At 67.8% G+C, this 20,190-nt stretch carries 19 protein-coding genes; 10 read left to right on the top strand and 9 right to left on the bottom strand.

The window, feature by feature from the left end; genetic code table 11:
* Positions 1-18 precede the first annotated feature (18 nt).
* The 6 genes from R0145_RS14735 (at position 19) to R0145_RS14710 (ending at position 3,609) form a co-directional block, all read left to right on the top strand.
* Positions 19-639, top strand: a complete 621-nt coding sequence (locus R0145_RS14735; RefSeq protein ID WP_317837623.1) for a type IV toxin-antitoxin system AbiEi family antitoxin — start codon at positions 19-21, stop codon at positions 637-639.
* A 140-nt stretch (positions 640-779) separates the two neighbouring features.
* A complete protein-coding gene (locus R0145_RS14730; protein WP_317837622.1) occupies positions 780-1,502 on the top strand; it encodes a nucleotidyl transferase AbiEii/AbiGii toxin family protein in 723 nt (240 codons plus the stop codon).
* Between the two features lie 67 nt (positions 1,503-1,569).
* Entirely contained in the window at positions 1,570-2,550 is a 981-nt protein-coding gene (locus tag R0145_RS14725) for a nucleotidyltransferase family protein (protein WP_317837621.1), read from the top strand.
* A complete protein-coding gene (locus tag R0145_RS14720) occupies positions 2,547-2,804 on the top strand; it encodes a PqqD family protein (protein WP_317837620.1) in 258 nt (85 codons plus the stop codon). The genes R0145_RS14725 and R0145_RS14720 overlap by 4 nt, the downstream gene beginning before the upstream one ends.
* A 116-nt stretch (positions 2,805-2,920) precedes the next feature.
* Positions 2,921-3,205 carry a type II toxin-antitoxin system Phd/YefM family antitoxin gene (locus tag R0145_RS14715; RefSeq protein ID WP_317837619.1) on the top strand — a complete coding sequence of 95 codons (285 nt, stop codon included), beginning with the start codon at positions 2,921-2,923 and terminating at the stop codon, positions 3,203-3,205.
* Entirely contained in the window at positions 3,205-3,609 is a 405-nt protein-coding gene (locus R0145_RS14710) for a type II toxin-antitoxin system VapC family toxin (RefSeq protein ID WP_317837618.1), read from the top strand. Before R0145_RS14715 ends, R0145_RS14710 begins: the two co-directional genes overlap by 1 nt.
* A 128-nt stretch (positions 3,610-3,737) precedes the next feature.
* Here R0145_RS14710 and R0145_RS14705 read toward each other — a convergent pair whose 3' ends face one another.
* Genes R0145_RS14705 through R0145_RS14695 form a run of 3 tightly spaced genes read right to left on the bottom strand, consistent with a single transcriptional unit; the run spans position 3,738 to position 7,383 of the window.
* Entirely contained in the window at positions 3,738-4,466 is a 729-nt protein-coding gene (locus R0145_RS14705; protein ID WP_317837616.1) for a hypothetical protein, read from the bottom strand.
* Positions 4,457-6,706 (bottom strand): N-acetylneuraminate synthase family protein, encoded by a 2,250-nt coding sequence (locus R0145_RS14700; RefSeq protein WP_317837615.1) that lies wholly within the window; start codon positions 6,704-6,706, stop codon positions 4,457-4,459. Before R0145_RS14700 ends, R0145_RS14705 begins: the two co-directional genes overlap by 10 nt.
* Positions 6,703-7,383 (bottom strand): acylneuraminate cytidylyltransferase family protein, encoded by a 681-nt coding sequence (locus R0145_RS14695; RefSeq protein ID WP_317837614.1) that lies wholly within the window; start codon positions 7,381-7,383, stop codon positions 6,703-6,705. The genes R0145_RS14700 and R0145_RS14695 overlap by 4 nt, the downstream gene beginning before the upstream one ends.
* Before the next feature lie 275 nt (positions 7,384-7,658).
* Between R0145_RS14695 and R0145_RS14690 the strand changes: the two genes are divergently transcribed.
* Positions 7,659-8,912, top strand: a complete 1,254-nt coding sequence (locus tag R0145_RS14690; protein WP_317837613.1) for a hypothetical protein — start codon at positions 7,659-7,661, stop codon at positions 8,910-8,912.
* Positions 8,913-9,030: 118 nt separating this feature from the next.
* On the opposite strand, the gene R0145_RS14685 is transcribed toward R0145_RS14690, so the two are convergent.
* From R0145_RS14685 to R0145_RS14670, 4 genes are all read right to left on the bottom strand, one after another.
* Positions 9,031-9,969 carry a glycosyltransferase family 2 protein gene (locus R0145_RS14685; protein ID WP_317837612.1) on the bottom strand — a complete coding sequence of 313 codons (939 nt, stop codon included), beginning with the start codon at positions 9,967-9,969 and terminating at the stop codon, positions 9,031-9,033.
* On the bottom strand, positions 9,966-11,009 hold the full coding sequence (locus tag R0145_RS14680; RefSeq protein WP_317837611.1) for a glycosyltransferase family 4 protein: 1,044 nt from the start codon (positions 11,007-11,009) through the stop codon (positions 9,966-9,968). The genes R0145_RS14685 and R0145_RS14680 overlap by 4 nt, the downstream gene beginning before the upstream one ends.
* Positions 11,002-12,060: a glycosyltransferase family 4 protein gene (locus tag R0145_RS14675; protein ID WP_317837610.1), complete on the bottom strand. Its 1,059-nt coding sequence runs from the start codon at positions 12,058-12,060 to the stop codon at positions 11,002-11,004. The genes R0145_RS14680 and R0145_RS14675 overlap by 8 nt, the downstream gene beginning before the upstream one ends.
* Positions 12,061-12,191: 131 nt before the next feature.
* Positions 12,192-13,103: a glycosyltransferase family 2 protein gene (locus R0145_RS14670; RefSeq protein ID WP_317837609.1), complete on the bottom strand. Its 912-nt coding sequence runs from the start codon at positions 13,101-13,103 to the stop codon at positions 12,192-12,194.
* A 160-nt stretch (positions 13,104-13,263) separates the two neighbouring features.
* Between R0145_RS14670 and R0145_RS14665 the strand changes: the two genes are divergently transcribed.
* The 3 genes from R0145_RS14665 to R0145_RS14655 all read left to right on the top strand — a co-directional run bounded on the left by R0145_RS14665 (position 13,264) and on the right by R0145_RS14655 (position 16,560).
* Positions 13,264-14,322, top strand: coding sequence for an NAD-dependent epimerase/dehydratase family protein (locus tag R0145_RS14665; RefSeq protein ID WP_317837608.1), 1,059 nt, complete (start codon positions 13,264-13,266; stop codon positions 14,320-14,322).
* Positions 14,319-15,350 (top strand): glycosyltransferase, encoded by a 1,032-nt coding sequence (locus R0145_RS14660; RefSeq protein ID WP_317837607.1) that lies wholly within the window; start codon positions 14,319-14,321, stop codon positions 15,348-15,350. Before R0145_RS14665 ends, R0145_RS14660 begins: the two co-directional genes overlap by 4 nt.
* A gap of 367 nt (positions 15,351-15,717) precedes the next feature.
* Entirely contained in the window at positions 15,718-16,560 is an 843-nt protein-coding gene (locus tag R0145_RS14655; protein ID WP_317837606.1) for a hypothetical protein, read from the top strand.
* A 250-nt stretch (positions 16,561-16,810) separates the two neighbouring features.
* On the opposite strand, the gene R0145_RS14650 is transcribed toward R0145_RS14655, so the two are convergent.
* Together R0145_RS14650 and R0145_RS14645 are read right to left on the bottom strand one after the other, a co-directional pair.
* Complete coding sequence (locus R0145_RS14650; RefSeq protein ID WP_317837605.1) at positions 16,811-17,809, bottom strand: hypothetical protein; 999 nt, start codon at positions 17,807-17,809, stop codon at positions 16,811-16,813.
* 558 nt (positions 17,810-18,367) lie between these two features.
* Positions 18,368-20,182 (bottom strand): ABC transporter ATP-binding protein, encoded by a 1,815-nt coding sequence (locus tag R0145_RS14645; protein WP_317837604.1) that lies wholly within the window; start codon positions 20,180-20,182, stop codon positions 18,368-18,370.
* Positions 20,183-20,190: the final 8 nt, after the last annotated feature.

Here is a 20,190-nt window from a genome sequence, read left to right as displayed (position 1 = left end):
TCCAAGGAGGTGGTGGCTGTGGCTGGGCTCCCGATCCAGATCACCAAGGCTCCGTTGCGGACGGTGCGACCGGTGATGCTGCGCGGTCTGTACGCGAACCCGGAAAAGGAACTCGTGCGGATGCGGAGGGACGGCCGGCTGGTGAGGATCGCTCCGGGGACCTACACCGCCAAGCCCGACACGATCGACGCCGCTGTGGAGTGGTTCCCGCGTTTCGAGGAGGCGGCGATGGCGTACGCCACAGGCCAGTACGGGCCTCGTGTCCCTGTCCTGGCCGGGATCGGTGCGGCGCGTTTCCATCACGCGATCCCCAGGGCGCTAGGCGTCACCGTGATCGCTGTCCCGGAGCAGCACCGTCCAGTAATGCTCGCCAACGGAGGCAGGGTGGTCTTCACCTGCACCGACACCAGCGCGCTCGATGCGCGGCTGGAGACCGGGGGCCTGGGTACGTTCATGGTCACCACCCCCGAACAGACCTTCGTCGACCTCCTGGCCCGACCCGAGGTCGGTGGGCTGCCTGCGGAGGCGAGCGCCGCCGCGGCCGAGCTCGCCTCCAGGGTCGACCCGGGCCGGGTCCGGCGGATCGCGGCCGGGCGGCCCTCATCGGTGCAGCGGCGGGTCGAGGCGGCCCTGCGATGACCGCCGGGGTGCCGCGCAGACGAGGACGCTGGGCCGGTGCCCCGCCTGGCGAGTCCGGGATGGGCCGGTCGTTGGCGTACGAGTTGAGCGAGGAGGACGCCGCAGTACAGGAGCAGCACTTCGGGGCGTCACGCGACCAGGTGGAGCACGACTTCGCGATCTCCCACCTGCTCGAGGCTATCTCCAGTAAGTCGGACAGGTTCGTGTTCTACGGCGGCACCGCGTTGAGTAGGACCTTCTTGAACGGCCTGCGGCTCAGCGAGGACGTCGACCTGCTTTCGGTCGGCCCCCGCCAGCCGGTTGCTGTAGCGCTGGACCGCGCCATTCGAGACTCCTTGGAGCGTGACTTCGGTCTGATCGAAGGGCATCCGGGGCTCGACCAGGTGAAGGCGGACACCGACGCCAGCCTGTACCGGATCGGTGCTGCCCAGATCAAGGTCCAGCTCATCAATGGCGAGCGGTACACCAGGTGGCCGCGGCAGTCCACACCCGTGTCCATGCGGTACGCGGGGATGCCTGACCGGGTGATGACCACACTTAGCCCGGACGGGTTCGCCTGCGCGAAGCTGTCGGCGTGGTGCGACACCACCCGCAACGCTCCCCGTGACCTCTACGACCTGTGGGCGATGGCCGAGCAGGGGATGATCGACGCCGCTGCCGCTGAGACCTTCCGGAGGCTGGGAGATACCGGCAGCTTCCCGAGGCTGTGGATGTTCCCTCGGAAGGCCCCTACTCAGGCACAGTGGCAGGACTCCATCGGGCACCAGTGCCGGCCCCAGGTCGGACCCGACAAAGCCTACGAGATTGTCGTCGGCGCCTGGCTGCAGGCAGTGTCTGACGCCGAGCACAGAGGTGGGCGTTGACCAGAACAGGGGCACCGGATGTCCTACGTCGACGCCCCCCTGTGCGGATCATCATAGGATGCTGAGGATGCATGCTCCGATCGACGTCTCAGTCTGGCAGCGGATCCATCTGGGTCACGCCGCCCTGGACGTCGTCGCCGAGGATGCCGGCGTGGACCTGCTGCACCTCAAGGGCCCGGCCCTCGACCCGGTGCTGGCCCCCGAGCCGCGCTACTCCACCGACGCGGACGTGCTGGTCCGCCCGTCCCAGTTGGCGGTGTTCCTCGCCGCGCTCGGTCGGTGCCGGTGGGAGCTGGTCACAGACTTCACCGAGGGATCGCCGTTCGAGCACGCTGCGACCTACCGGCATCCCGAGTGGGGCTACGTCGACGTCCACCGCCGGTTCCCGGGCCTGCGCGGCGACGAGCAGACGTTCGACCGGCTGTGGCGCGACCGCACCACCCGGGAGATCGCCGGCCGGGACTGTCCGGTGCCGTCGGTGGTGGCCCAGCGTCTGGTGCTGATGCTGCACGCGGCGCGCAAGGACTCGCCGCATGCGGCGGCTGATCTGCAGCGGGCCTGGACCGACGCCGACGAGGAGACACGGCGGGCGATCGAGCAGTTGGTCGACGAACTGGGTGCCGAGATCGGGTTCGCCGCCGCCACCGGTCACGTGGACGACTACCGCGGCACCCCGGAGTGGCGGCTGTGGACCGCGTTCACCGGCCATGGCAGCCGACTGGGGGAGTGGCGAGCCCGCTTCCTGCTCGCCCGCGGCTGGCGGGCCAAGGTTGACCTGTTGAGTCGGATGGTTCGGGTCAACCGGCCCCGCTTGGAGTTGGAGCTTGGGCATCCGCCCACCCGCGCGGAGATGGCCCGGGCGTACGTGCAGCGCGCTGCCCGTGCGGTGCGGGAACTCTCCCAGGCGGTCACCCGCAGGGTCGGCCGTCGTGCCCGGCCCGGGCATGGGCCTGCCCGGCCTTCCTCGGAGCCTCGGCATTCGAGCTGGTCGGAGCGACGTTCGAGGCGGTCTGACGCGGCCGGCCGGTCCGACGGGAGGGTTCGATGAGATACCGCTGGCCCGACCGGATCGGGCATGTCATCGAGGGGGAGCGCGTGATCGTCGCGCTGCTGCCCGACGGGGCGCCGAAGGCCCTCGACGGCGCCGGGGCGGCGATCTGGCAGCTCGCCGAGGACGGCACGGCCGAGGAGATCGCCGTCGAGCTGGGGACGGCGTACGGTGTCGCGGCCGAGGACCTGTTGCCCGCGGTACGGGAGTTCTGTGCCGAGCTGGTCGACCGGGGCTTCCTCGAGACGGCCTGAAGGGTCACGCTCGGGTCGGCGCCTGCCACCCGTGACCGCCGGATCCGAATCGGCGCGGTGTGGCTGCACCGATCTACCTGTCTGGACAGACTAGGCCGCCCGTCTAGGATGGTGGTATGACTACGTGGCAGGTGCAGACCGCCAAGCAGCGATTCAGCGAGGTGCTGCGCGCGGTCGAGAAGGGTGAGCCGCAGTTCATCACCCGGCGCGGCGAGACCGTGGCAGTGATCGTGGATATCGAGGACTACCGGCGGACGCACGATGAGCGACTGCCTTTCGGCGAGTTTCTGGTGTCGAGTCTGGCGGATCTGGGGGCCGAACTGGGCCTGGCGGAGGGGATCGAGCTTCCTGAACGGACCGTCGATCCTGATCGCGCCTATGCGCTGTTCGGAGAGGACTGATGCGCGGGTATCTGATCGACACGAATGTGATCTCCGAGCTGACGAAGGCGCGCCCGAATCGCGGGGCGGTCGAGTGGGTGGCAAATGTCCGTGAAGGCTACGTGAGCGTCCTGACACTCGGTGAGATCATGCGGGGCGCCACACTCAAGCGCCTGCGGCACGGCTCGGCCGCAGATCGGATCCTCGCCTGGATCGACCGGGTGGAGCGGGAGTATGCGGGTCGGATCCTCGCCGTCGACCGCGCCGTCGTCGGCCGTTGGGCGGCGCTGCCCGTGACACGGACGCTGCCGGTGATCGACAGCTTGCTTGCTGCCACAGCGTTGGCGCATGACCTGGTGGTCGCCACACGGAATACGCGGGATTTCGAGGATTTTGGAGTGGAAACCCTCGATCCCTTCGCGTAGGCGATCGACTGGTCGCCCGGTCCGGCCATCTGGGTCACGGCTGGGGCATCCACCTCAGTCGTCGCTGGGGTTGCCGCCTGTCCAAGAACGGTGCGCCCTGACCGCGGCAGGTGAGTGCGTTCGAGCGGTCACGCCAGCCGCGGAAGCAGCTCCAGCAGATAGTCGTCGAGGATCCGCGCGGTCTCGCGGGCGGCGGCCTCCCCGCGACCGTACGGGTCGGGGACGTCCTCGGCCGGATCGGGTGCCGGCCGCTGGCTGGCGATCCAGGCGACGAGGTCGCCGGCCCGCAGCCGCCGGCCCGCCTCGGCGGCGGCGCGGGTGAACTGGCCCAGGGTGAAGATCCGGGCATGGCAGGCCGGCACCTCGTCGAGCAGCCGGAGCCGCTGCTGGTCGGTCATCGGCAGCACCAGATCGGCGGCCTCGAGGTCGTCGGGGCGGTAGCGGGCGCCGAAGACGCCAGTCGGGTCACCCCCGCGGGCGACCAACTCGGCGGCCATCCACGGATCCATCGGCTGCGGATCCGTCCCGTCGGTGCCGGCACTGGTGAACCGCACCCAGCCGCGCCGCCCGACCAGAGCCCGGCTGCGGCCCTCCGCGTAGGCGGATCGGCAGATGTTGGCCGAGCACACGTACACCACCCGGAAGTGTCCGGGCGGCCGCGGGGCCGGCCGGATCGCCTGCTCAGGGACCGGATCGTCGGGCAGGATGGCGCGGCGCGGCGCGGACTCGATCAGGGTCAGCGGGGGGCGCGGGTCGGCCCGACGGGCGTCGCGACGGTCCTGGGCACCGTGGTCGGGACCGCGGTGCCCGTCCTGGTCGCGCCCGTCCCGACGACCGTCGTAGCCGTTCAGAACCACTCCTCGAGCAGGTTGAGGGCGTGCCAGAAGCCCTGCCCGGTGTTGACATGGCCCATCCAGATCTCGGGGATGAACGACCGACCCGGTGCCAGCCGGTCCATCGCCTCGGCCAGCGCCGCGAAGTCGACCTCGCCCTCGCCGACCTGGACGCCCTCCCCGTCCACGCCGGTGGCGTCGACCACGTGGAAGTGTTCCGACAGCGGGGTGAGCCGCTCCACGTACGCCGACCACGGGGTGCCGGTGTAGTTCGCGGCGAGCTTGGAGTGGGAGATGTCGAAGGTGAGCCGGTAGCCGTACGTCTCGGCGAAGTCGACCGTGTCGTCCAGGTGCAGGAACAGGTTGTGGTACTGCTGGCCACCCATCAGCCAAGGATAGGGCGGCAGGGTCTGCGGGCACAGCCGTACGCCACTGGCGTCGACCCGGGCCAGGCCGTCGGCGATCCGCTCGTACATCGCCGGCACCCGGTCGCGGTCGACGAAGCCGTCCTGGGTGAACCCGCCGAGGGTGGCGACGAAGATCGGGTCCTCGTCCTGGGTGAACCAGCGGCGCAGCTGGCGGGTGCGGTCGATCGAGCGCTGCATCTCGTGGATCGACCGCTCCCAGATCTCGTCGTCGAAGGAGGCGAGGTCGAGGATGAAGTCGCCGGCGAACAGGTCGGGCAGGTGGCAGGTGTAGCCGATCGGCAGTCGCTCGGAGAAGACCTCGGACGGCTCGATGTCGAGGTCCTTGTACGAGTAGTGGAACTCGACGAAATCGGGATTGGAGCCGGCGCCGAGGATCGGGAACAGATCGTGGTAGCGCACCGGCACCCCCCACGGCCGGCGGAAGGTGTAGGGCCGGGGGCGGGCGGCGGTGTCGTCGACGTCGCCGTCGTAGAAGAAGTCGCCGGCCTCCACCACCCGGACGCTCTGCCGGCCGACCAGCTCGGCCAGCCGGTTCGGCTGCAGGCCGCGGCCGGGGCTCTTCACCGCGACGGCCTCGGCGTCGATCCGCTGGCCGACCTCGATCCGTCGGGTGGCGACCAGGCTCTTGGCGAGGTTGGCGCGGTTCATCACCTCGCCGGCGGAGACGACGCGGGGGGCGGTGCTGCCGAGGGACTCCTCCACCTCGCGGATCTCTCGCACCATGGTGGCGAACTCGTCGGGCAGCAGCGACACCACGTGGTCGTTGCCCTCCATCGTCCGGTCGACGGTGAAGTGCTTCTCGACGATCTTCGCGCCACGGGCGACCGCGGCCAGCGGCACGTGCCAGCCGCGTTCGTGGCCGGAGTAGCCGACCGGGCAGGAGCCGAGCTCGGCGAGCCGGCCCATGTAGGCGAGGTTCAGTGACGCGTACGGCGCCGGATAGGTCGACTGGCACTGCAGCAGTGCGAACGGCACGCCGGTGCTCTGGACCAGGCGGACGGTCTCGCGGATCTCCGCCTCGGTCGACATGCCGGTCGACAGCACCATCGGCAGACCGTGCGCGGCGGCGGCGCGCAGCAGGGTGTGGTTGGTCAGGTCGGCTGAGGCGATCTTCAGCGCCGGGATGCCGTACGCGGCCAGCGCGTCCAGGCTGGGGATGTCCCACGGGGTGCACATCACGTCGATGTCGCGGGCCTTCGCATGGTCGAAGACCTCGTACATCTGCTCGACACTCAGCGAGAATTTGCTGAGCAGGTCAAGGGTGTACTGGGCGCCGAGGTCCTCCCCGGTGGTCAGCGCCGCCCCCTGGTGGCGGTAGAGGGCCGCCAGGTCGCGCAGCTGGAACTTGACGATGTCGGCGCCGGCGCCCACCGCCAGGTCGATCAGCTCCTTGGCCAGCGCCACCGAGCCGTTGTGGTTGTTGCCGATCTCGGCGATGACCACCGCCGGGGCGTCCGGGCCGACCAGATGCCGGCCGAGCCGCAGCTCCGCGGCCCGCTGCACCGCGATCGCGACCAGCCGCTCCTGGGCGTCGACGATCGGGATGTGGGTGACACCGGGCCGGAACAGTGCCTCGATGTCGGCCACCGGAGTGCCCTCCTGTACCGAGGTGAGGGAGGTGTTCGCGACGGCCACGGTGGCGGTGGCCAGATCGGGGGTCGGCTGGGCGACGATCCAGCGTCGGAAGTCGCCATCGGAGAGGGACCCGTCGAGGTGGCCGTGCTCGTTGACGCAGAAGATCTGGCGGGCCTTGTTGGCGGTGATCTTCTGCAGCGCGGTCAGCACCGGATCCTCGGAGAACACGACGTACGGCGCGAGCTGGCGTTCGATGATCATGCGGTGATCCATTCCGGGTGCGAGAGGTAGGCGTCGGCCAGGTGCAGGTCGGCGAGGGTGTCGATGTCGATGCCCTCGACCTGGTTCATCACGAACAGACCGATCCGTCCGCCGATCCGGTTGTGCTGTTCGCGGTAGATGGACGTACGGGTGAGGTAGAGCGAGCCGTTCTCGTAGTAGCGCAGCTGCTCGGGACGCATGTCCTGGCGACGTTGGCGATGGGCCGGGTCGTAGTCGGCGCGTGGCGGATCGGAGGCCCACCAGAAAAAGGGCGAGCGTGGGATCACGCCGATCAGCGAGTCGACGCCGGTCTCGGTGTACTGCCTGACGGCACGGTCGAGAGTGCCGGGCAGCCGGATCGGCGAAGTGGCCTGCAGCAGCAGGACCGCCTCCGGCTCCTTGCCGCTTGCGGCGGTGACCTGGTCGATGGCGTGTTCCACGGTCGGCTCGGTGGCAGCTGTGTCGGCGGCGAGGGCGGCCGGCCGCAGCCACGGCACATCGGCGCCGGCGGCCCGGGCGACCTCGGCGATCTCCTCGTCATCGGTGGACACCAGCACATGCAGGTCCGCCTCGGCGGCAAGGGCCTGCTCGACGGTCCAGGTGATGAGGGGACGGCCCCCGACCTCCCGCAGGTTCTTGCGGGGGATCCCCTTCGACCCGCCACGCGCCGGGATCACACACAGAATGCTCAACTTGCCCCCACGATCAACTCAACGGATCCGACTCTAGCCCGACGGGGGCGGTGGCTGTGACGGTGGACCGCTGTGGCTGGGAAGAAGCTGTGCGGCGCTGGTGGCTCTGATAGCTTCCACAGACTGACGGAAGGGGGCCTCGGCCGAGGACAGGCCGGTGATGCTCCTGTGATGCTAAAGTGCCGCAGTGGCTGCTTGTCGCTCGGACTGGGCTTCCACGATGTAGCTCACGGGAATCGCGGTGCCGTCCACGGCGATGAGTGTATCGCGTGGTCGGAGGGGATGAGGAAGTGTCGGGAACGGTCGCGCGGGCGTTGCCCGGGATTGTCACTGGTGTGCCCGATGCCGAGGCCACAGCCTCGGGACGATGGTTCGACGACATCAGACTGCTCGAGTTCGGCCCATCTGTCTTCCTTTTCGCCCAAGCAGCCATCCCTGGACTTCCGATCTCCTTCCCCGCCAGCTATCTCGCCATGGCAGTGCTGTTGGTTGTCGCGGCGCTGAGGCACCCCCGCTGGCCCCTGAGGCCGGTCAACGGGTACATCTGGGCCTTCGTGCTGCTGATCGGCTACTACGCGGCCGTCTCGGCATCCGGTGTGCAGAGCGCAGGGGCGAGTGACTGGGTGCGTCGCCTGTTCCGGATGGCCATCTTGTTGACCTTCGTGGGTGCCCTGGCCAGCGGCCGCCTCCACTTCCCGTCCGTCATCAAGGGATTTGCCACCGGCTTGGTGATCAACGCCGTGCTGTTCTATGCCGGAGTCGCCCCGCACCCTTACCAGGATTACCTGACCGGGTTCGCCGGCGACAAGAATACGGCTGGTCTGGTGTATGCCATGGGTGGGCTGCTCTTGCTCGTAACCCTGAACTCACGGCGAGAGCGCATCGCGGCCTTCCTCATCTTCGCCGTCCTGATCTTCCTCACCGGGTCACGGACCACGATGGCAGGCACGGCGGCGGCGGTCGTCTGGATCTTCTTTGCCGCCCGACTATCGGTGGTGTTCCGTCTCGGGGCCGGCGCTTTGCTGGTCTGGGGCCTGCAGTTCGCCGAGGAGCGATTCGCCCGGATCGGCATCTTTGCCGACCGGACCGGGACCGACTGGTTCCGGGAGCAGATCGCGGCGGGAGTGAGCGAGAAGGTCGCCGTCACCCCACCCCAGGGTCTCGGGCTCGGTGAGGCCTTCGTGAACATTCCGCAGGGAAGGTTCTACTTCCACAACTCCTACGACACGTTGTTCGTCGAGGGTGGCTACGTAGCATTGATCGTTGTGCTGGGGATCACCGTCCTCGCCGCTCTCCGCCCGCTCCGGTCGACCTCTGTCTCGTGGAGCGAAGGGATGGTGGAGAGTGCGACCGTCGCGCTGCTCGTGTGTGCATGGCAACTAGGAGAAGTGTTCCTGACGGTCAGCTGGGGACTCCTCGTGGCTGCCGGCCTGCAGGGTACGTTGAGAAGGCGCGCCGATGCTCGTGACGGACAACCCGATGCGGAGGAGGATCGCGGTGCTGTGGTGCCGTGACCTGAACCGCTGCGAGCGTGTCTGCCCTGAGCAGAGTGGGTGCTTACCCCGGCCCTAGGGTCATCTCAGTGGTCGGAGCGCCATGCAATCATCGGCGGCTCCGTGCAGAGTCGTCAGGTCAGAAGTCTGCCCGCGCCTGCTCGGCGTGGGCGTACCCCGAGACCGCCGCGCCCTCGACGGTCAGTGCCACGAGTTTCCGCGCCAGCGGCTCGGGTAGTCGCCCGAGCTGATTATTCAACCGCTCGGCGACGGCCGTGAGCCGTGCCTTGTCCCAGCGGCCCACCGATCGAACGAGGGCGTTCCATGGGGTGCGTGCGGTCGGGGCAGCGGGCGGCAGCTGCCAGGTGCCGTGTTTGGTCTCGAAGGTCCGGCGCGCGGCTCCCGAGTGGAAGGCCCGCTTGGTTCGCGACTGCACGGACTGGGCCGCAGCATGGTGCGGCGTGGCCAGCTCGGGGGCGAGCACGATCGGCACACCGGCCTCGTGCAGCCGGAATCCCCAGTCGACATCCTCCCAGCCGTACGCCCGGTAGTCCGGGTCGTACGGTCCGACCAGGTCGTACGTTGCGCGGGTGACCGAGACATTGCCCGCCCAGTAACGCCAGGTGGTAGCCGGGGCGGTGGCATAGGCGTCGGCACGGAATCTCACGTCGGTGGGACGCCCGTAGACGCGCGCGTAGGGCGACTCCGGAAAGGTGTTCAGATAGATGCCGATCACGCCCACCGGCGCCCCGCGATGACGCTCGATCAGCCGGGCAATGTAGCGTGGCCCGGGCTCCAGATCGTCGTCGCAGCGGGCGAGGATGCGGCCCTGGGCGGCCTCGAAACCGGCGTTGAGGGCGCTCACCCGGCCGCGGTTCTCGGGAAAGACGATGGTACGCACCGGCAGGTGCCGGTACGCCGCGACGACCTGCTCGGAACCGTCGATGTCGCCGTCCAGCACGACGACGGCCTCCCACGAGGGATTGCTCTGCCCCTCGAGGGCCCGCAGCAGGACGGGCAACCGGGCGGCACCGGCACGGGACGGGATGACGACAGAAACCTCCGGTGATGCTGTCATCGCCCGGCCTCCACCGACAGCACGCCCAGCTCGGTGAAGAGGATCCGGAGCCGCTCCCGGGCCGCGTCCGGCGAGAAGTGGGTCTCCCATCGACGCCGGGCACAGGCGACGATCTCCGTCTGGTCGGCCACTACCGCACCCTCGATCGTCTCCGCCAGACTCTGGGGATCTGCTGTGTGGGCGACCCAGGGATGCTCGGGGCCGGCCACCTCGGGCAGCGCCCCGGCATCGCTGATCACGAACGGCACCCCGGCGGCCATCGCCTCGGCGACCACCAAACCGAAGGGTTCGCCCCAGACCGAGGGGAAGACGGCGAGATCCACCGCGGCGAAGAAGGCGCAACGATCCATCCAGCCGCGCCGGTCGGTGATCGGGGCCAGCGGGGCGAGCGCCTCCTCGACCCGGCGCTGGTCCTCCTCGTTGACGAAGAGCGGTTCACCGGCCAGCAACAGTCGGACTTTGCCGGGGTGACGTTCATCCAGCTGCCGGACGGCCTCGGCCAGGACCAGGATGCCCTTGTCCGGGGACAGCCGCCCGATGAAGCCGAGCACCACCGGAGCGCCCTCCTCACGGGGGCGAGCGATGACGTCGAGTGGGGCGGTCCAGTTGGGCAGTGCGGTCGTGCCGGGCAGTCGGGAACGCATGAACTCGGACGGCACCACGGCCTTCGTGCTGCCGGCAGCGGCGACGAGTCCCGCGGCACCGGCCATCCACGACCGGGGCCGTTGGTGGAGCTGCACCACGCGATGAGGGTGACCCGTGGTCGCCAGCGCCGGCACCAGACCGTGGCACCACAGTAGGCCGTCGCGCTCGCGGCGGTCCCAGCGACGCAGGTTGGGGATGTACTCGCTGCGGTTGCGCCCGCGGATGCCGGTGGTCGGGAAGCCGAGCTCGTCGGCCCGCCGCGCCACGGCGGAGTCGTCGGGCGCCACAATGGCGACCTCCAGACCCAACTCCCGGGCCAACTTCGCCATCAGCAGGAGCATCACTTCGCCTCCGCCGATAGCGCCGTTGTTCGCGGCGAGGGTCAGGTCAGGCACTTCGTCTCCTACGTTGTCGCGTCATCACGGCCGACTCATAGATATCAGCAAGGCGGGCCGTCATGTCCGTGCATGACGGCCAGGCGGGCCGCAGGGCGGGACGGTAATCCGGGCGCAGGCCCTGATCGACGAGGACGGCAGCGACCGCCTCGGGGTCGTCCCGGCCGATCAGGCAGCGTTCGGGAAGAATCTCCGGGTTGCCCCCGACCGGCGTAGCGACAACCCCGGCGCCGGCCACGACGGCGTCGAGCAGGCTGTAGGAGCAGTTCTCCCAGACCGACAGTTGGGCCAGCACGTCGGTGCGGGCCAGCTGCGCGGTGGCATCGACGAACCCGGGAAACTCCACCGCCCGGTCGATGCCCAGCACGAGGCTGCGCCGGACCAGGTCCTCCTGCAGGGGCCCCTCGCCGGCGACGGTGAGACGTGCCTCGGGGTGGTCGGCCAGCACCACGGCGAAGGCGTCCAGCAGCTCCGGCAGGCCCTTCTCCGGGGCCAGCCGGGCCAGGGAGGTGATCCGCAGCCCCGATGCCCGATTCCCCGCCGTCGCATCCTCTTCGGGATGGCGGTCGACGCCGTTGGGCAGCACGGTGATCGGCTGGCGCGGGTGCCACTTGTCCTGCATCGCCAGGGCGGTCGCCTGAGAAACGGCGATCAGAGCGTCGAACCGGGCGAGCCGGGCGCGATGGACAGCCGCCGCGGCGGCGGAACGGGCGGCGGAACGGTGGTAGACCCGATCATCGGCGGCGATGCCGTGCTCGGTGGAGACCAGGGCAGCACGGCCGGGTGAGATGGAGGCCGCCGTCACGTCGGCGAAGGCCAAGTGGGTGTGCACCACGTCGGGCCGCAGCCGGGTCACGGCATGGCTCAGGGCTTGTCGCGAGGCGGAAAGGCCGGCCTCCGGGCCGAACTGCTCCACCAACGTCGGCACGCCCAGCTCGTGCAGTCGATCGCTCAGTGGGCCGGCAGGGGCGAGGACGACGATCCGCCAGCCCGGGATTCCAGCTTCTACGACGTCCAGTACATGCCGTGCCACGCCACCGATGCCCGCCACGGGCACCACCCACAACGCTGTCGACCCCACGCCGCTCCCACCCCCGGATTCGATGCAGCCCAACTCTCTCACAGCAAATCTCTGTGAGTCGCACAGTGTTCAGTTCTTGCTGCGGAGGGTCTGGTTCCGCTTCAGTGGTGGAGGAGGGACAGCTCGAAGCGGAATGTCCTCCACGGGGCAACCGGTCTCCCGAGCAGCCGCCGACCGACGTTCCACCCGAGGTTGGCGACCGAGGCGGCGGTCAACCAGGCGGCGAGACTGCGTCGCCCCCCGGGATATCCGTCATGGGGCCATTTGTCTGCGTAGCGCAGGCGTGACGTCACCAACCACCGGCGGCGGCGTTCGGGATCGGAGGACCCGCCGCCCTCATGCTCGGCGGTCACGGTGCCCAGGTAGACCGACGGCACCCCGCCGTCCCGCAGCCGGCGCTGCAGATCGACCTCTTCGGCGTTCATGAAGAACCCCTCGTCGAAGCCTCCGGCAGCCCGGAAGGTGGCTGTCGGCATCAGCAGGGCTGCACCGACGACCCAATCGACCGTTTGGGTCACTTCTCCTGTTGCCCGTGTGTCGTGACCTACCCATTCGTGCAGCAGCCTTAGCTCTCGCCACCGAGCCAGTGGGATGAGCCACTCCACCACTTGGTGGCCGATGGTCGGAAAGTGGCGGCCCGGCCACGATTCCGCCCCGCTCGGCGAGATGATCCGGGGAGAGGTGACAGCCTCACCCCATGGAGCAGCCGCTGCCAGCCAATCCCCGACGAAGGAGGAGTCGACGGTCAGGTCACTGTTGAGAATCATCAGCCACTCGCCTGTGGCGTGCGCGACCCCGGAGTTGACGGCGCTTCCGAAACCGCCGTTCTCTCGGCGTCGGACCACCGTAATAGCCAGATCATCCGGATAGGGCTGGGGAGATGCGTCGTCGGAGACGATGATCTCCAAGGGAATCAAGGCGTTCTGTCGCCGCAGGGTCGCCACCAACTGTTGGGTAGGACCAGGATCACCGTAATGGGGAATCACGATGGAGAGTTGAGCAGATTCGGACATCGTCCCCCCTGGATGCTGGTTCGGCGCGGCCATGGTAGCGGCTGTGTCGCCGTGATTCTGGATACGGCCGGTAGGCGGCTGGTGTGAGATGGCCATCGAGGACCGTCCGCCCGCCGTAGCATGACGGCGATGCCGTCTCGTTCAGGGGGAGTCCGACTGCATGAAGATCCTGATCACCGGTGGAGCCGGCTTCATCGGCAAGTACCTCGCCCACCTTCTGCACGGAAGCCATGAGCTGACTGCGCTCGACTGCCTGCTGCCGCAGGTGCACAGTGATCCCGAGGCTTCACGCGCGGCGTTCCCGGGGCGGATTGTCGAGGGCGATGTCTCTGATCCCGAGGTTTGGGCGGCAATGCCGAGACATGATGCGATCGTCCATCTGGCCGCCGAAACGGGCACGGCCCAATCGATGTACGAGATCGAGCGCTACCGCCGCGTGAACGCCGGAGGCACGCGTCTGGCCGGCCGGACGGCTCGAGCCTGGGGTGTCCCGCTGGTCGCAATGAGTTCCCGAGCGGTCTACGGGGAAGGACGGTACGACTGTCCCGACCACGGCACGAGCTATGGGCCGGCCTGCTGTGCGCTGGCGCATCCGGCGCCGAGCCGGGAGACCGATCCGCTGCGTCCACTCTCGGTCTACGGCGAGACCAAGGCTGAGGGTGAGTCCGTGCTGGCCGCCGAGGTGGCAACGGAGGTGCCGGTGGCGGTCGTACGACCGCAGAACGTCGTCGGACCTGGCCAGGATCTCCACAATCCCTACACCGGTGTCCTGGCGGCCTTCCTCGCGCGGCTCAAGGAGGGCAGGCCGATCACCGTCTACGGTGATGGCACCCAGACGCGCGACTTCGTCCATGTCCAGGACGTCGCCCGCCTGCTGGCCTGGCTCGTCACTCGCGAGGAGACTGTCGGGGAGCCGCTTGTCCTCAACTCCGGTACGGGGGTGCGGACCAACCTCACCGAACTCGCCCACTACGCGGCGGCCGGGTCACCGACCCCGGATGCCCCCGTCGAATACCTCGACGTGCACCGGGCCGGGGACATCGAGCACGCCGTGGCCGACATGAGTCATAACGCCCAGGTCGGGGCGCCCCTGCCGCAGGTCAGCACCGCCACGGCGGTGGCCGAGTTCATCTCCCGCTCCTGGGACAAGCCCGGTGCCCCGTCGGTGATCTGGGACGAGGCACTGCAGGAGCTGGCCGGCCGAGGTCTGACGTCTTGACAGGCCGGCCACGACTACTGCTGGTCAGCCCTGCCTTCCACGGCTACTGGCGGTCCATCGAACAGGCCTGGGAAGCACTCGGTTATGACGTCACCACATGCTGCTACGACGCGTACGACACGGTCGGCGACAAGCTGCGCAACAAGGTCGTGTTCGAGCTGCCCGGCAAGCTCGGCCTCTCCCATCGGCAAGGCAGGGCCGGCGTCGCCGCCCAGCGCGAGCACGCCTCACAGCGGGCCCGCGCGGCCGTGGAGCAGGTCCGCCCGCAGTTCACCGTGGTGATCAGGGGAGACATCCTCGACGCGGCGTTCTGGCAGGCAGTGGACCGGGGCGGCTCGCAGAAGCTGCTGTGGCTGTACGACGAGTTGCGGCGTACACGGTGGGACCACGATCAGCTCGCCGCGACAGGTGCGACCATCGCCTCCTACAGTCACCAGGACGCTGTGCAGCTGGCAGCTCAGGGGTTCGGTGCCCATTACCTGCCCCTTGCGTTCGACCCCGACCGGCCGTACCTGCCGGTGCCATCTCCGGACATCGTGTTCGTCGGCGCCCGCTACCCCAACCGTGAGGCAGCGCTCCTGACACTCGCGCAACAGGGCGTCCCGGTCCGCGCCTTCGGCCGCGACTGGTCGCACCACCCCCTTGACCGCCTGCGGACCTGGCAATGGGGCCGACCCAAGGTCCCGACCGGTCGTGACATCAGCCTCGACGAGGCGTACGGCCGGATGGCCGGGGCAGCGGCCACCATCAACATCCACGGAGACCAGGACGGCTTCACCATGCGGACGTTCGAGGCCAGCGGTGTCGGTGGTGTGCAACTGGTCGATCGCTCCGAGGTCGAGGAGTTCTACGATCCCGAGCTGGAGGTCGCCGTCTTCACCGATCTCGATCAGCTGGTCGACCTCGCCCGCCGTGCCACGACGGACACCGCCTGGGCCGACCGTCTGCGGCGGGCCGCGCGTCGACGTACTCAAGCGGAACACACGTTTGCCCACCGCATGCGCCAGGCGGATGCCTGGTGGGGCTGAGCGTCTACTGGTGTCCATGTGTCGTGACCTGCGGTGTGGCGGCTGTGGCGCCGTTGTGATGTACCGGCCCGACCGGTTGTGTCGAGCCGGACGTTCTTGGCGCCGGGATCAGGGCCGGTTGCAACAGAGGGGAAGTGAGAGCGTGGGCATTCGAGAGCCTTACGATCTGGAGGCTTGGCGGCGCTGGCAGAGCAGTCGTCGGCCGATGCTGGGGGTGGCGCGACGGCTCCGTGACGCCGTGCGTCCTCCGGCACCCTCCGGCGCCCCGCTGCGGCTCCATGTTGTGGGACGTCCGCGCGTCCTCGTGGGGTTGGACGCCCGGTCGACCAGCCATCTCGCGGCGGTCCTGCGCCCAGTCGAGAGTCTGGTGGAGGAGGGCGCCGCGGTGCTGTCCTCGGTGCCGGTGGACGATCTGCTGCCGTCGGGAGAGTGGCGGGTCCGGCAGTGGGTGGGCCCCGCCACTGGGCTGGCCGGTGTTCGCGAGCTGGCTGACGTCCGTAGTGTGTGGTCCGCTGGTCACTTCCTCCCCGCCGGCGAGGCCGCGTATGCCTTCAGCGTCCGCAGGGACCTGCCGTTCGGGGTCGTGCAGCACGGACTGATCACGCCGTTTGCGCCACCGCTGCCGTACCGCGCACACGCATTGGTATGGACGGTCGAGGACGCGGACTACTGGCGTGTCGGCCGGTCCGACATCACGGTCCGGACAGTCGGGTCTCAGCTGCTGGCCGATGCGCGTCGTCCCAGGGCCGATCAGCTCGTCACGGAACGGGCGGTGAGGTGGCATGATCGGCCGCCGGTGTATCTGGGGCAGCTGCACGGCATTGAGCTGAATGTCTGGCAGATGGCCGCGGCGGCCTATCTGACATGTCGGCGGACGGGCGCCGTGTACCGGCCCCACCCCAGCGAGCGGGACGCACTGTCAAGGCTTCTTCATCGGCTGTGGCGTGCGGGTGGGATCACCGTGGATTCCGGTGTCGGTCGGATCGCCGACCTCGAGGCGCCGCTCATCGGGGTGTTCAGCACGGGCATCCTCGAGGCGGCGGCCTCTGGCCTGCCCGCGTACGTCGACTACCCGCGGCCACCCGCCTGGCTCATGGAGTTCTGGGAGCGCAACCGGATGGGGCGCGTCGGTGGTGCGCCCACGGCGCCTCCACCAGCTCCAGAGACCGACCCGGCGGCGGCGGTAGCCGAGTGGGCGAGAACAGTCTGAGCCCTCGGCGGGTCTGCGACTGTCGATCGGTGTGGGCCTGTGACGGCGGATTGTCGGCGGGTTGGTGAGAGACGGCGGCCGTGATGGCCGATGCGGAGATGTTGCCCGCGGTGAGCCTCTGAGTGTCGCGGGACACACCGGATTGTTCGTTCATCGTCGTCCCGACCCGCCAGCCCGACGCGCAGGCCATCCTCGATGAACTCCCGAAGCACTGGACCTGTGCAAGTCGGGTCTGACGGTAGAACTCAGCTCAGGCCCACTTGCCCTGGGCGGTGATCGTCGTCGAGCCCTTGTAGGAGAGGCCGGAGTAGGTCCCAGCATCGATCAGCGAGTTGTGTAGCGTCGCGGTGAAGGGTGCGGTGCCGTTGCCGCCGCTCTTCACCGGGATCTTGACCCTGGCGGTCGGGGACGTGACCTCGGTGAGGCCGGAGTCCTTGACGATCCCGGCGTTCTTCGCATAGGTCAGCGTGACCGTGCTGCCGGACTGTGAAAGCGTCCAGTCGGACGTATCGACGGTCGGCGTGCCGAACTTCGTCGGGTCGACCCCGGTGATCTCGATCGTCGTCGTGGGGGCCAGCGATCCGTCGTTCGCGCCCTGCCAGGCGATGTTCAGGTCGAGATGAATCTCGTCGTTGGGAGTGAAGAGCTCACCCGCATCTTGGAACTTCTTGAACTGCAGCGTGCCGGTGGTCACGATCGGCTCGTCGTCGGTGCCGCACACGGCAAGAACGTAGATGAGTACGGCGTAGGTGCGCGCGAGCGGGCCGGGGGTGTAGCCGGCGGGCAGCACGACGGATGCCTCCCAGGCGGAGGCGGAGATTTTCAGGCCCGAGCGGATCTTGAGAGTCTGACCGGCCGGGATGGGCTTCGTCGTGGTGTACTCGAAGGTGCTCTTTCCGATGCCTACGGAAACGATGGCCTGAAGGTTCTGGATGGATTCGCTGGGATACTCAACCGTTAAGTCGACGACAGTCACATCGAGGATCTCGCCGACAGTGAACTTGATGGTCGTGCCGGTCGGGATTTCCTGGGTCGTGTCGGCGGTGAGGTCGAAGCCGGACGGGAGGAGAGACAGCGCATAGCACACCGGGACGATGCTGAAATTGCCGCCGGTGCCGGATGCGGCGAAGGCTGGCAGCGCGGTGACCGCGGCGACTACGGGCGCCGCCCAGGCCACGCCCTTGACGATGGTCCTGCGAGGGACCCCGGCCTCCAACAGGCGGGAGTCGGGTTTGATTGAATTTGACACTATTGCCTCCTAAGAGTCTGGCTAACTGGCGTCTGTGGTCCAGATGCGGAAACCGTAGCAGTCAAGAGGACAATTTTAGTGACCGTTTCGTCCGCTGTGCCGAAACGTATCGGGAATTGTCGATGCGGGTTCTCGGATTTGTGTTGCCACACAACGATCGCCCTTTGTGCCCCGATGTAACTATCTCGTTGGTCGGTGTCGGTGACGTTGTAGAGTCAATGTAGGTGAGGTGGGTGGGCATTCGTGAAGCAAATTTTCCGGGATAATTTCCGCTTATCACAGGTGATTCTTTCGCGCAAATCTCATTCCATGATGCGGCACCCCGGTTCGAGGGCTGCTTGTGCTGTCCCTGCCGCGGGTATGTGGGACAAGCGCTCAAATAAGGCCACGGCGGCCTTGACCCCGGTTGGCTGATCCTTCCGGGCGAACCTAAGCAGGGATGATGAGACGGTGGGCAGTTGCCGTTACCGACCCAGTCTTCAGCTACGGCAGACACTCGTGCGCATCTGGGTCGGGTGCGGGCCGAGGCCGCGCCGGCGCGGTTGCCGGCCCGCGAGGTCAGGATTCGACAGGCGTTGCCGGACTCAATGAACCCAGGTCAACCAGGTGAGCGAACTTCGCGTTCTGCTGCTGGACCTCCTCGAACGTGCCGAGTCCCGTGATCCTGCCGTCCTCGAAGAATGCAAGCTGGTCTGCGTGCTTCACGGTCGAGAGGCGGTGCGCCACGATGACCACTGTGACCTCGCCGTGCAGCGAGGTGATCGTCTCCGTGATCTTCCGCTCGGTCTCGTTGTCGAGGGCTGAGGTCGCCTCGTCCAGAACCAGGAACTTCGGTCCACGATAGATCGCGCGAGCGATGCCGATGCGTTGGCGTTGCCCCCCCGAGAGGCGTCCACCTTGCTCACCGATTTGTTCGTCCAGGCCATGCGGCAGGTCAGCAACGACATCGTCCAGTTGGGCAAGGGAGAGTGCGCGGCGTAGCCGCGCCTCGTCGACATCTGCGAGGTCTTGGTCGAAGGCGATGTTCTCCCTCAGGGTCCCGTCGATCAGGTAAACACTCTGCGGCACCATGGCGGCGATGCGCTGCCAGGACGCTCGCGTCTCAGAGGTGACCATCGCGTTATCGACCACTATTGCCCCCGAGGTCGGCTCGAGGAAGCCGAGGAGCAGATCGACCAAGGTGCTCTTGCCGGCGCCACTCGCCCCGACGAGCGCGATGCTGGAGCCGTGAGGGATCGCGAGACTGACGTCATCCAGAACCAGCGGAAGGCCGGCGCCGTAGCGGAAGCTGACGTTACGGATTTCGAGCTGCCGGGTAAAAGACAACGGTGCGGCCGGACTCTCGATCCGCTCAAGAGTAATGTTCCTACGTTCATCCCACAGGAGTCTTGTCACTTGGTGGAGAGCGACTTCTCCGCCCTGCATGTTGTTGACCGAGGCCAGCATGCGAGTGATCGACGGCAGGATGCGGAAGGCTCCGGCCGCTAGCAGCGCCAGCATGGACATTGTGCCGCCCGCAGCATTGGTCGCTCCGGCCGCTGCGATTGCGATGCCGACTCCCGCGATGAACAGAATCTCGAGAATGTACTTAGGGAGTTCTCCAAGATACGTGGAGACTCGCGCCGCTTGGGCTGAGCGATCCATCTCATGGCGGTAGCGCGAGATGAACCGGGCGTACGAAGCCCTGAGCTTGATCTCCTTGATGCCGAAGACCGCATGGAATGATGCTCGCAGCCCCTTCTCTGCAGCATCGATGGCTCGTTCGGTCGCTTCCTCCACCTGAGGCTTGAACACTCGAAGGAAGATGAGGGCAGCTGCCCCAAAGTACGCGATGAGGACCAGCGTCGGCAGTGGTGCAGCGATAAGGAGAGCAGTGGTGATAGCGAGGATCGTCACAGCTTCGGTCAGTGCGCTGACCACACCCAGCACAAAGCGGCTGTATGCGAAATTGACGGAGGTGCCGGTTACCCGGAATTTCTCCGCCGACGTCGTCCTCTGGAATTCCAGATAAGGCAAGCGCAAGTAGTATTCGAGAAGCTTCGCCGAGGTCTCGGCCTGCTCACGGTTGATGAAACCGAGCATCCACCATCGGAAGAACATGGTGGCTACGTCCTTGAGGACGAATCCTGAGACCACCAGTACGAGCAGGATGGTCTGGAGGTTGCCGCGGTCGGTGACGCCGAGGATTCCGGCCACACTTTGGAGCATGCCCGACGTAATGTCCCCGCCCGACATCAGCTGTATCAGTGGGACGACCAGCAGGACGGCGACCGACTCGGCTACCGAGACCAGTATCGAGCCGAGGACTGACAGAGCAAGCTGCCACCGGGCGCGCGGGCTGAACAGCACCCCGAGCTGATGACGGTACTTCACGGGTTCCT

It is taken from the genome of Raineyella sp. W15-4 (genome assembly GCF_033170155.1).
In the GTDB taxonomy this organism is placed as follows: domain Bacteria; phylum Actinomycetota; class Actinomycetes; order Propionibacteriales; family Propionibacteriaceae; genus Raineyella.
This window is presented reverse-complemented; position numbering and strand designations above follow the sequence as displayed.

What these genes read in the sequence shown, in the direction of transcription:
- R0145_RS14725 (WP_317837621.1), top strand. Translation starts at nt 1,570, where the DNA reads ATGCATGCTCCGATCGACGTCTCAGTCTGGCAGCGGATCCATCTGGGT.
- R0145_RS14715 (WP_317837619.1), top strand. Translation starts at nt 2,921, where the DNA reads ATGACTACGTGGCAGGTGCAGACCGCCAAGCAGCGATTCAGCGAGGTG.
- R0145_RS14720 (WP_317837620.1), top strand. Translation starts at nt 2,547, where the DNA reads ATGAGATACCGCTGGCCCGACCGGATCGGGCATGTCATCGAGGGGGAG.
- R0145_RS14685 (WP_317837612.1), bottom strand. Translation starts at nt 9,969, where the DNA reads ATGACAGCATCACCGGAGGTTTCTGTCGTCATCCCGTCCCGTGCCGGT.
- R0145_RS14700 (WP_317837615.1), bottom strand. Translation starts at nt 6,706, where the DNA reads ATGATCATCGAACGCCAGCTCGCGCCGTACGTCGTGTTCTCCGAGGAT.
- R0145_RS14710 (WP_317837618.1), top strand. Translation starts at nt 3,205, where the DNA reads ATGCGCGGGTATCTGATCGACACGAATGTGATCTCCGAGCTGACGAAG.
- R0145_RS14665 (WP_317837608.1), top strand. Translation starts at nt 13,264, where the DNA reads ATGAAGATCCTGATCACCGGTGGAGCCGGCTTCATCGGCAAGTACCTC.
- R0145_RS14670 (WP_317837609.1), bottom strand. Translation starts at nt 13,103, where the DNA reads ATGTCCGAATCTGCTCAACTCTCCATCGTGATTCCCCATTACGGTGAT.